Genomic DNA, 11794 nt, shown 5'->3' on the forward strand with positions numbered 1-11794 from the left:
GTGAGCAATCTTTTTTGGCATGGCTGCGCTTCCAGTAAAACGCTAATACACAAAAGGCGGTTCAACCTATGGAACTCATAGTCAAAGCTAAAGACATCTTTTTGGAATATGCCGGCCGCGATATCCTAGATATCGAAGAGTTGGAAATCTACTCCTACGATCGCATCGGCTTGGTGGGAGACAATGGCGCAGGCAAAACCAGCCTGCTTAAAATTCTGAGCGGCAATCTTACCATTGCGGACGCCGACGTCAGGCGCTTCGGCAGCATTGCCCTCATCGGCCAACTCGATGAACTCGACCTTGATGCGGCTCAGGACAGTGGTGAGATGCTCTCCCGTCTCAACGTCGCCGGAGTGGCGCAGGAGACGATGAGCGGCGGGGAGGAAACACGCGCCAAGATTGCCTCTGCACTCTCCCAGCATGCAAGCGCGATCTTCGCCGACGAGCCTACGAGCCACCTCGACCAAGACGGCATCCGCCTTCTCGTCGGACAACTCAAGGCATTTGATGGGGCTCTGCTCATCGTGAGCCATGACCGTCATTTTCTCGACCAGGTGGTAGACAAGATCTGGGAGCTCAAAGACGGCGGTATTTCCGAATTCTGGGGTGACTACTCCGACTATCTGCGACAGAAAGAAGAAGAGCGCAAAGCTCAGGCGACTCGATACGAAGAGGCGATGCGCGAGCGCGATCGCCTCGAAGCCGCCATCGAAAAACAACGGAAAAAAGCACGGCAGGTCGACGCCAAGCGGAAGGCTGCGAAAAAAAGCAACGAGTATGCAGGTCGATTGGGGCATCAGAAAGCAACCGGCACCAAACAGAAGAGGATGTACCAGGCGGCTAAGGACATGGAGAAGCGCCTCGAAGCGCTCGAAGGGATTGAGGCCCCAGATAGCATTCGCGCCGTGCGGTTCCGCCAGAGCAAGGCCCTGGAACTGCATAGTAAATTTCCCATCTCGGCAGACGATTTCAGCTTGAGCTTCGGCAACTGCATGCTCTATGACCACGCGAAATTCGAGATACCGCTCGGTGCCAAAGTGGCCATCACCGGTGGCAACGGTACAGGAAAGACCAGCCTGCTGAAGGCAATCGCTCGACGCGCCGACGGTATCAACATCTCTCCCAAGGCAGAGATCGGTTACTTCGAGCAAACAGGCTACAAGTTCGACGCCCGTCAGTCTGCGATCTCGTTCATGCAGGATGGTTGCGAGTACAGCATGACCGAAATTCGAGGCATCCTCGCCTCTATGGGAATCGGACCGCGCGACCTGACAAAGGACGTTGGCGTTCTCTCGGGAGGCGAAGTCATCAAGCTGCTACTCGCGAAGATGCTGCTGGGCAGATACAACATCTTGCTCATGGACGAGCCTGGAAATTACCTGGACATCAAGAGCGCCGAAGCCCTCGAGCAGATGATGAGCGCCTATGCCGGAACGATAGTGTTCGTCTCCCACGATAAGAGGCTGGTCGAGAACGTCGCAGACATTGTCTACGAAATAAAGGACACCAAGCTAGTCAAAATCTTTCAGCGCGAATAGCCCTAAATGAGCAAGAAATAATCCCCGAACGGAGACAAGGGAGTAAAACGGCAAAGAAAGAGCCTCCGTCCCAACGCAGGGAACGGAGGCTCTTTAATCGCTTTTACTCATCTCCGTCGCTGGTGGCTTTGTCATGACTCTCGTACGAAACGAAACTCAGCGGCACAGTGCGGCACTCAAAATCGCAGGTCAGAACCCTATCGGCCTACTCCCACTCAATAGTGGCGGGAGGTTTGCTGGTGATGTCGTACGCAACGCGGTTCACACCAGGAACTTCAGCAACAATGCGTCCGCTTATCCGTGCCAGTACATCATAAGGCAGTCGCGCCCAATCAGCCGTCATCGCATCGCTGCTCTCAACTGCCCGCACGATGATAGGCCGCGCGTAAGTGCGTTCGTCACCCATAACGCCAACGCTTTTCACATCAGGCAAAACAGCGAAATACTGCCATGCAGCATGCTGTGAGTTATGCTCGCCCGTTTCCTCATACAGGCGCTTGTTATACGCATCAAGCTCCTCGCGCACAATCGCGTCCGCGTTTTTAAGGATGGCAAGCTTTTCCGCGTCAACAGCGCCAATAATGCGAATTGCCAAACCAGGCCCTGGAAACGGCTGGCGATACACAATGTGCTCGGGAAGTCCCAGCGCCAAACCCAGCTTGCGAACTTCGTCCTTGAAAAAGTGATCGAGCGGCTCAATTAAGTCGAAATGCACGCCGTCAGGGAAGGGGATAAGGTTGTGGTGGCTTTTGATGGTTGACGCGCTGCCTTGCGTTTTGCGCGCGCCCGACTCGATAATGTCGGGGTAAATAGTGCCTTGCGCCAGGTAGCGCACGCCTTCCAGCTGCTGCGCCACGTTAAAGAACTCTTTCCAGAATTGCGTTCCAATGCGCTTGCGTTTTTCCTCGGGGTCTACAACGTCTTTCAACAGTTCAGCGTAGCGATCTTCAGCATGAACGTGAATAAAGTCAACGTCGAATTGCTGCGTAAACACCGCTTCAACTTCTTCAGGCTCATTTTTGCGAAGCAGCCCATGATTGATAAATACGCAGGTCATCTGCTTACCGATGGCGCGCGCTCCCAGCGCTGCCACAACCGAGCTATCCACGCCGCCCGACAGCGCCAAAATAACGCGGTCGTTTCCGACGTGTTGTTTCATCTGCGCACACAGGGTTTCAACAATGTTGTCCATGTTCCACGCAGGCGTTAGTTTTGCAATGTTGAACAGGAAGTTTTTCAGCATCTGCGTGCCGAATTCGGTGTGTGCCACTTCCGGATGAAATTGCGTTGCATAAATGTTCATGCTTGCATTTTCCATGGCTGCAACAGGGCAAATGTCGGTTGATGCCGTTACGCTAAAGCCTTCGGGAACGTGTTGCACGCTGTCTCGATGACTCATCCATACGGTTTGTTCATGGGGCGTATCTGCCAGCAAGGCGCTTTCGCAATGTGCGGCTTTGATGAGGCGCGCTGCCCCGTATTCGCCCTTTTCAGTATGCGCAACACTGCCGCCGAGCGCATCAGCTATGCTTTGGTGGCCATAGCAAAATCCCAACAGGGGAATGTTCGCATGCAAAATTGCGGGGTCGATGTGGGGCGCTTCGGGCTCGTAAACGCTTGCAGGCCCACCCGAAAGAACAATTGCGTCGGGTTTTCGCTGGAAAAGTTCGTCAGCAGAAATTGTTCCTGGCAAAATTTCGGAATATACGTGTAGGTCGCGGATGCGCCGCGCGATAAGCTGGCCATATTGTGCCCCAAAATCGAGCACTGCAACTGTTTGCGTTTTTTGTTCCGTGCTGGTATCGAGCGTTGCGTTTTGCACCGTAACTCCTTTTTCTTGTGTTTTACGACGACCTTGCATTCCTGCAACTTTGCTGCGTGTACGCGGGCTGCTGTGCGCTTTTGCAAGCGCGGTTTTCACGCTGCGTGCGTTCCTGCGTCTTTGCTACTGCGTCCCTTTGGCGTTCTGCGTGTCTTGCTAGGCGCATGTGCGAACAGGTATTTTTAACGTCTTGCGCGCTGCGTGCGCGCGTACTTCTACAGCAATATTGTATAAGCTTACGCGCCACTCTATGAGATATTTTTGCGAGTATGCTAAAATTCCACGACTGTTTACACTCCTTGAGAAACGCGCTGGAATGCCTGGGAAACCCATGGGAATGCCTGGGAAACCCATGGGAATGCTTGGGAAATGCGTGGGAACACACTCCATGTGTTTTTCACAAATTGCCCTCTGCCGCGTTTGCGATGGATGTAAACGCGGTATCATACACGTGTTAGAGATGTAACCCGGCGCGCGTCACATCGTTAAAGATGTGTGCTTGGGAAGCATAATACCTGTTTACAGCAAGGGCTTGCTCTTACCGATAAGGATACCTATGAACGTTCTCGATTATCTGCACGTGATATTTTTCGGCATTGTTGAAGGCATAACCGAATGGCTGCCCGTGTCGTCAACTGGGCATATGATGCTTTTTAACAGTCTGTGGCCTTTAGATGTGTCGCCCGAATTTTACGATACGTTTCTGGTAGTGATACAGCTGGGCGCAATCTTGGCTGTTATCGCTGCATTTTTTAGGCGTCTAAACCCGTTTTCGTTTAAGAAAAGTTCCGCCGAAAAGCGTGCTACGTGGCGCCTGTGGCTGCTGATTGTTGTGGGCTCAATACCTGCGGCAATTGTTGGTATTGCGCTTGACAAATGGATAGAAGCGCACATCATGAACGACGCCTCCTTATCGTATAAAGTGGTTGCGGGTGCGCTTATTGTATACGGATTTATATTTATTATAATGGAACTTATTTTGAAGCGTCGCATTGCCAACAGCGCTGTTGTGCGTGGGAAGCATGCGCGTTTATCCAGCTCGCGGGCTTGTACAGGGAATGCAAGCACCGCACCAGCGAGTGCGCCCAGCACTGACGGGGAAGTGGGCGGTGTCGCGGAGAACGATGTGACTAGATCGGGAAAAGCTGCTGGCACGGCAAACGGAACTGCTGCGCCCGTTCGCACGTTTTCGTTTGATAAGCAAACGCCCCGTTCAGCGCACGATTCTTCCGAGCTTGTTGCCAGTGTGACGTCGTTTAGCCAACTGTCACTTACACGAGCGTTTGCGGTTGGCGTGTTCCAGTGCCTTGCCATTATCCCAGGTACATCGCGCAGCGGCGCCATCATCATCGGTTCCATCTTGCTGGGCACCTCACGCACGATTGCAACCGAGTTTGCGTTTTTCCTGGCTATACCCATTATGTTTGGCTGGGGCTTGATCAAGTTTATCCGTCACGGCCTTGCATTTACTGCGTATGAGTGGAGCGTTCTTGGCATTGGCGTTCTTGTGGCGTTTCTGGTATCGCTGCTTGCGATAAAGTTCCTGGTCGGGTTTATAAAACATCACGATTTCACGGCATTTGGCGTGTATCGCATACTTATTGGTGTACTTGCGCTGGCGTATTTCATGTTGCACGTATAAAAGCATGCGGCGAACGTAGTTTTGCGAAAATAGCGCCCGAATAAAATTTGCATGCATGCATGGGCGTGCGTTTTGCTGGCGTGTTCTCGTTCCCGTTCCCGTTCGTCCCGCACACCGCACTCATTCCCGTTCATCCCGCACCTCGCAGGCGTTCTCGTTACCGTTCATACCGCACCTCGCAGGCTTCCAGCATTCGTTCTCGCGCCAGCGTTCAACTTTGCAAATTTGTAAAAAATGTACGTTTCTGCTTATTTCTTATAAGCTTGTAGTATGGTTGTGCGTAATCAAAAATGCGTCTTAAGCGCGGCGGCTTTGTGTGTTTGACAAGCACGATTTGTGCGTCTTTGGTGAGCCAGATCACCTGCGCAAACGCGGTACAAAGGAGGCAACACGTGGCAATCGCTCAGCAAGAATTACCCGATTTATCAGGTAAAACAGACAAAGTTATCATGTTTGTGGGCCCTTGTTCTATTGAGTCGGAAGAACAGTTCGCCCAAGCGGCAGAATGCTTTCATGACATGGGGCTTTCGTGGATTCGCGGCGGCACGTTCAAACCGCGCACCAATCCGCATTCGTTCCAGGGTTTAGGCTTGCCTGGCGTGAAAATCATGCACGACGTTTGCGCTCATTATCACCTTAAATCGCTTACCGAAGTGCTCGATACAGAAATGTGCGAAACCGTTGCCAAGCAGGTAGATGGCCTGCAAATTGGCGCGCGCAACTTCCAGAACTTTTCGCTGCTGCGACGCATGGGAAAAGTGGCGGCCGAGCACAATTCGCTTGTTATGTTCAAGCGTGGTTTTGCGGGAACGATTGATGAATGGCTGGCTGCCACCTCGTATATTACCAACGAAGGCGCCAAAAACGTCATGCTGTGCGAGCGCGGCTTACGTACCTTTGAAACAGCAACGCGCTTTACGCTTGACATTTCAGCGGTGCCCGTTTTGCACAAGCTGTCAACGTTTCCTGTGTGCGTTGACGTTTCGCACGCGGCCGGTCAGCGCGATTTAGTTCCGTCTTTGGCAAAAGCGGCGCTTGCGGCTGGCGCTGATGCTATTATGATTGAGGTGCACCCGAATCCACATGTTGCGCTTTCTGACAGTGCTCAGCAGCTTACGCTTGAACAGTTTAAGCGCCTGTTCGATGAGTTGAGTGGTATCGCTCATGCCTTGGGAAAAACACTCGTTTAGCTGGTGTTATTGCGTGCTTGACGGGTGTTGGTGAACGCTCGGGAACGCGAGGCTCGCCTCGTGGGCGCTTCTCGGTTGCGTTGCGCATCATGCACAAGATGCGACATTCGTGTAGAATTGGTGCGATAGATTGGCAGCTTGGCACATTGCATATGCCGCTTGTGGCTGCACGCACGGAAAGTAGGAGAGTATTATGGCTGTTCAGCATACAGATAAAACGCAACAAAACGATGCTTGCACGGGGGAAGCGTGCGCACCGCGTCCATATACGAAAAACGAACACGATGCCGCTTTGCGCGATGCAGTTGTCGCAGGCACGTCAACACCCGATGCTGCAACGTGCCAGCAGTTGTTAGCAACGTGGCGCGAGAGCATTGATACTATCGATACGCAGCTGGTGTATCTTCTGGGGGAACGTTGCCGCTTTTCGCTTGCTATTCGCGCTATTAAACAGCAGCTGGAACAGGGAATATTTGATGCTGCCCGCGAAGAAGAAATCTTTGAGCACATTGCTGCGGTGAATAATACGCCCTTTGATGCAACACAGCTGGAGTCTATCTTCAAGGCTATTTTACGCGCCTCCAAAGAAGCATAAGCGCCAGCAGAGCCGCCATCGGTGACCTTTTATATCGTTGCAATTGTCACGACTGCCGCAAGCGCTGCCATCTGTGCAAACATTGCTGTAACCACCTTCAACAAAGCTCCATTTTCACCTGCGGTTTAATTCTTCTGCCTCAATACCTGCGCCTTTATGGTGCGTCAATCAAGCGGCGTGTTAAAAGTATGTTTCTCGCAAGCAATTTCGAAAAAATTCGCGCCACCTTACGCCTAATAAGAGTATACTGTCACTACTTTATGAGATGCGATGACTTGGAAATACAAAGTTCTTCATTTCACAGAGAGTTGGCGTTAGCTGAAAGCCAACAATGAACGCTTTGAATGTCACCAACGAGCAGTTCTTGTGAACGCATGCGTGTATGAAGTCACCCCTTCCTGCATGTATGTAAGTAAGCTTGAGCCGGAAAGCCCCGTTACAGGCACTTGATAATGAAACATATTGCTTAGTTACCAGCCTTGGTAAGAACAGGTTTTGCGATATCGCCGCATGTTTCCTGCGCATACAGCGCATGGAGAACGCAACCAGGTGGAACGTGACGCACCTCGCGTCCGATTTCGCACGCGGGAACGGAAACGGCATCGCCGCCCTCCGCCACGACGTGCTTGGCACGCATCCGCGCCACGCGGCAACAGTTCGTTCTTACACATCGCGCTCAACTTTGCAATCTTTGTTTTATTGCTCCATAGTCTTGTTCGGGTCCCTTTCAGCGCTTGCTTGCTGAGGGATTTTTTTATGGGCGCACAGTGCACCCGCCTGCATCTTCGCAAACTTTGCAACGATGCGTGCCACCTGCCTGTGCGATGAGAAAGGACAAGATTATGCACCTACGAAGCGAGCAAATTACGCAAGGTGTGATGCGCGCACCACACCGTTCCCTCCTTAAAGCTGACGGAATGACCGACGAAGAGCTCAAACGCCCCTTGATTGCGGTTATCAATTCTCGAAACGATATCATCCCAGGTCACAACAACCTCGATAAAATTTGCGCTGCTGTAAAAGCTGGCATTTATATGGCTGGTGGCGTTCCTTTTGAAATTTCAACTATCGGCGTGTGCGACGGCATTGCCATGAACCACGAAGGCATGCACTATTCACTGGTGTCGCGCGATGTTATTGCTGACTCGCTTGAATGCGCAGTTCAGGGCCACGCTTTCGACGGCATCGTATGCATTCCGAACTGTGACAAAATTGTTCCTGGTATGTTGCTGGGTGCGCTGCGCGTGAACATTCCAACGGTTTTTGTGTCGGGTGGCCCTATGCTGCCGGGTGTTTCGCCTCATAAATGCGGGCCTTCAACCGACTTAAACACACTATTCGATGGTGCAGCCGCTGTGTGCGCACACCGCATGAGCATCGACGAGCTGAACTACTACGAAGAAACGGCATGTCCTACCTGCGGAAGCTGCTCGGGTATGTTCACCGCAAACTCGATGAACTGTCTGTGCGAAGCACTGGGCGTCGCGCTTCCTGGTAACGGCACCATTCCAGCTGTGTATTCCGAGCGTCTGCGCCTTGCGAAACACGCGGGTATGAAAGTGATGGAGTTGCTTGAGAAAGGCATTTGCCTGAAGGACATCGTAACGCCTGCTGCTGTTCACAATGCGATGGCGTGCGACATGGCGTTTGGCGGTTCTACAAATACGGTTTTGCACTTAACGGCCATCGCGCGCCAAGCGGGTTGCCCGATAACGATGGACGACTGGGACAAGGTGTCGGCGTGCACGCCTCATCTGGTGAAACTGCAACCTTCGGGCCCGCGTCCGCTTATCGATTTGTATTACGTTGGCGGCGTTCCTGTTGTTATGCACGAGCTTAATCGCGCTGGCAAGCTTGATCACGCGGCGCTCACGTGCATGGGGCCGCTTGATGACTACCTTGAGCATTGCACAAAACCTGCCGATGGTGAGGTGTGCCGCACGGCTGAAAATCCTTTTTCGCCTATTGGAGCACTTAAAGTGTTGCATGGAAATTTGGCGCCGCGCGGAGGCATTGTCAAGAAAAGCGCCGTTGATCCGAAAATGCTTACGCACACCGGTCCTGCCCGCGTTTTCAACAGCGAAGAAGAAGCCTGTGCAAGCATCAATGCAGGTAAAATTCACCCAGGCGATGTTGTTGTTATTCGCTATGAAGGGCCAAAAGGCGGCCCTGGCATGCGCGAAATGTTGACGCCTACCTCGTCAATTGTGGGTATGGGGCTTTCAACAAGTGTAGCACTTATTACCGATGGACGTTTTTCGGGCGCAACGAAAGGCCCTGCTATTGGCCATGTGAGTCCTGAAGCTGCAGCTGGTGGGCCTATTGCGCTTGTGCAAGAAGGCGACTCGATTACGGTTGATATCGAGCACGGCCAACTGACGCTTAATGTTTCTGATGAAGAACTCGCAACAAGAAAAGCGAATTTCGTGCCGCCCGCACCGAAACACAATCACGGTGTATTGGCAAAATATGCCAAATTGGTAAGTTCTGCAGATGAAGGAGCTTTCGTATCGTGAAAACTAAGCAGACAGAACATAAGGGGTGTGCGTCTGGTGCACCTGGCTCATCTGGGTCATCTGGCGCACCTGGCGCATCAGCGTCAGCACCCGCACATCCATCTGCCGCATTTGCTACGCACGCCGCGCACCTCGTACGCAGCGCTGCAACGTGCGGCATGCCTCGTGGCATTGGTAGCAAACACCCCTTGCAAGGAACAACCATGACAGGGGCTCGTGCGGTGGTTGCATCCCTTGAGGCAGAGGGCGTTCGCGTGTTGTTTGGATACCCGGGTGGCCAGGTCATTCGCATTTATGACGCGCTCTACGACTCCACGCAAATTCAGCATGTGCTGGTGTGCCACGAACAGGCGGCAGTTCATGCGGCGGATGGTTACGCGCGCGCAACGGGCGACGTTGGCGTGGTGCTTGCAACCAGCGGACCAGGCGCTACGAACACGGTCACAGGTATTGCAACTGCCTATATGGACTCGGTGCCGCTGGTGGTAATTACCGGCCAAGTTCCCCGCCATTTAATTGGTACCGATGCGTTTCAAGAATCGGACATTGTTGGTATTACGATGCCTATCGTCAAACACAGTTATTTGCTGCAATCGGCAGAAGAAATTGCGCCCACTATTCGAGAAGCGTTCCACATTGCTAAAACGGGACGTCCAGGACCTGTTTTGGTGGATATTCCGTCCGATATTACCACGCAGCTTGTGCGTTTTGCCTATCCCGATACCGTGAACATTCCCTCGTATCGCCCCACGTACAAAGGCAACGCGAAGCAAATTCGCATGGCACACACGCGCATCTGTGAAGCAAGCGCGCCCGTGCTGTATGTGGGCGGCGGCGCCATAAGTTCTGGCTGTTCACAGCAGCTTTTGCAGCTGATGAGCCAAACGAATATTCCGGCCGTAACAACGCTTATGGCGAAGGGAATACTTCCCACAGATGAGCCTTTGAACTTCGGTTTTGTGGGAATGCATGGTTCGCGCTACGCCAATTATGCACTGAACAACGCCGATCTTATTATTGCGTGCGGCACGCGTTTTTCCGATCGTGTAACGGGCAAGCTTGAGACGTTTGCGCCGCATGCTGATGTGATACACATTGACATCGATCCAGCTGAGATTGGCAAAAATAGGGAAGCGACGATACCGGTTGTTGGCGATTTGGCGCTTGTGCTTAATGCGCTGAACGACATGTTCGCCAAGCACACGCTGCGACCCGATACGCAGGAATGGCTTGCACAACTTGCAGCGCTTAGGCAGGAATATCCGCTTTACAAGCCTGAATACGATGCCGAAACCAGCGCGATTGTGCCGCAGCGTGCCATGAAGTTGCTGTCGCGCCTCATAAACGAAAGCGCAGATGACATTGTTGTTACTACTGAAGTTGGCCAGCACCAAATGTGGGCAGCTCAGTATCTTGACGTGAACAAGCCGCGCCATTTTCTTACCTCGGGCGGAGCTGGCACGATGGGCTTTGGTTTTCCGGCAGCAATTGGAGCGGCGGTTGGTTTGTGCGTCGAGCATCAGCAACAGCACACGCAGGTCGTTTGTGTTGCAGGCGATGGTTCCATTCAAATGAACAGTCAGGAAATGGCTACCGCTGCACTTGCTCACGTTCCCGTTAAGCTGGTGATTTTTGACAATCGCGCGCTTGGGATGGTGCGTCAGTGGCAGCAGTTGTTTTATCATGAGCGCTATATATGCACTGAACTGCAGGAAAATCCTCATTTTGTGGCGCTTGCGCACGCGTATAACTGGAAGGCCGAGCAGGTAAATTCTTGGGATGAACTGGCCGGCGCTTATCGGCGTATGCTTGCATCTGAGGAGCCGTATTTGCTGGATGTGCGCATTGCGCGCGATGAACTGGTAAGCCCTATGGTTGCGCCAGGTGCTTCTCTTGATGAGTCAAAAGACGTGTCTAACCAGCAACAATGCGAAAAGGAGGATGTGCGATGATTCACGTTCTCTCGGTTCTTGTTGAAAATCGCTCGGGCGTGCTTTCGCGCGTAACGGGCCTTATTTCAAGGCGCGGTTTTAATATTGAATCGCTTTCGGTAGGGCACACGGAAGATCCAACGAAATCGCGTATCACGCTTCTTGTTGAAGCCGATAGCGTTGCCTACGAGCAGCTTACCAAGCAGCTGAATAAACTGACAAGCGTACATAAAATTACCGATTTAACGCATACATCATCGATTGAGCGCGAATTAGTACTCGTGCGCGTGATGGCTGATGCGGCAGTGCGCAGCGAAATTATGCAAATCGTGCAAATTTTCCGCGCAAATATTGTAGATGTTGGCAGAAACACAATCACTATCGAAGCTACAGGAGATGCGTCAAAGCTGAAAGGAATGGAAGATTTGCTGCGTCCCTACGGGCTAAAAGAGGTCATTCGAACAGGCACTATATCTTTGGCACGCTCCGCCAAAGACGCTTAGCGAGCGGCACTGAGCCATCAATGCTGAGTTTAAGATGCTTAGCGAATGGTACTGAGC

General features: G+C 52.4%; 9 protein-coding genes. 7 read left to right on the forward strand and 2 right to left on the reverse strand.

All coding sequences use genetic code 11. The features are described from left to right. Nucleotides 1-68 precede the first annotated feature (68 nt). The gene (gene abc-f / locus HMPREF3190_RS01935) at nucleotides 69-1538 is read left to right on the forward strand and encodes a ribosomal protection-like ABC-F family protein (RefSeq protein ID WP_005987409.1); all 1470 of its coding nucleotides are present in this window, start codon (nucleotides 69-71) and stop codon (nucleotides 1536-1538) included. 205 nt (nucleotides 1539-1743) lie between these two features. On the opposite strand, the gene guaA is transcribed toward abc-f, so the two are convergent. Further along, on the reverse strand, nucleotides 1744-3459 hold the full coding sequence (gene guaA / locus HMPREF3190_RS01940; RefSeq protein WP_449674006.1) for a glutamine-hydrolyzing GMP synthase: 1716 nt from the start codon (nucleotides 3457-3459) through the stop codon (nucleotides 1744-1746). Between the two features lie 457 nt (nucleotides 3460-3916). Between guaA and HMPREF3190_RS01950 the strand changes: the two genes are divergently transcribed. The 3 genes from HMPREF3190_RS01950 (at nucleotide 3917) to HMPREF3190_RS01960 (ending at nucleotide 6787) form a co-directional block, all read left to right on the forward strand. Then, complete coding sequence (locus tag HMPREF3190_RS01950; RefSeq protein ID WP_066779852.1) at nucleotides 3917-5002, forward strand: undecaprenyl-diphosphate phosphatase; 1086 nt, start codon at nucleotides 3917-3919, stop codon at nucleotides 5000-5002. Between the two features lie 392 nt (nucleotides 5003-5394). Further along, on the forward strand, nucleotides 5395-6192 hold the full coding sequence (gene aroF, locus HMPREF3190_RS01955; RefSeq protein ID WP_066779854.1) for a 3-deoxy-7-phosphoheptulonate synthase: 798 nt from the start codon (nucleotides 5395-5397) through the stop codon (nucleotides 6190-6192). A 193-nt stretch (nucleotides 6193-6385) separates the two neighbouring features. Further along, the gene (locus HMPREF3190_RS01960; RefSeq protein WP_066779856.1) at nucleotides 6386-6787 is read left to right on the forward strand and encodes a chorismate mutase; all 402 of its coding nucleotides are present in this window, start codon (nucleotides 6386-6388) and stop codon (nucleotides 6785-6787) included. 466 nt (nucleotides 6788-7253) lie between these two features. On the opposite strand, the gene HMPREF3190_RS01965 is transcribed toward HMPREF3190_RS01960, so the two are convergent. Beyond that, nucleotides 7254-7424, reverse strand: coding sequence for a hypothetical protein (locus HMPREF3190_RS01965; RefSeq protein ID WP_449676015.1), 171 nt, complete (start codon nucleotides 7422-7424; stop codon nucleotides 7254-7256). Between the two features lie 205 nt (nucleotides 7425-7629). On the opposite strand from HMPREF3190_RS01965, the gene ilvD reads away from it, so the two are divergent. From ilvD to ilvN, 3 genes are read left to right on the forward strand one after another with little or no spacing between them, the layout of a single operon-like run. Next, a complete protein-coding gene (gene ilvD / locus HMPREF3190_RS01970) occupies nucleotides 7630-9303 on the forward strand; it encodes a dihydroxy-acid dehydratase (RefSeq protein WP_066779862.1) in 1674 nt (557 codons plus the stop codon). Then, complete coding sequence (gene ilvB, locus HMPREF3190_RS01975; protein WP_449676017.1) at nucleotides 9300-11255, forward strand: biosynthetic-type acetolactate synthase large subunit; 1956 nt, start codon at nucleotides 9300-9302, stop codon at nucleotides 11253-11255. Before ilvD ends, ilvB begins: the two co-directional genes overlap by 4 nt. Continuing rightward, nucleotides 11252-11737 (forward strand): acetolactate synthase small subunit, encoded by a 486-nt coding sequence (gene ilvN / locus HMPREF3190_RS01980; RefSeq protein WP_066779863.1) that lies wholly within the window; start codon nucleotides 11252-11254, stop codon nucleotides 11735-11737. The genes ilvB and ilvN overlap by 4 nt, the downstream gene beginning before the upstream one ends. The last annotated feature ends 57 nt before the right edge of the window (nucleotides 11738-11794 follow it).

Source organism: Umbribacter vaginalis (genome assembly GCA_001552935.1).
Taxonomy (GTDB): Bacteria; Actinomycetota; Coriobacteriia; order Coriobacteriales; family Eggerthellaceae; genus Berryella; species Berryella vaginalis.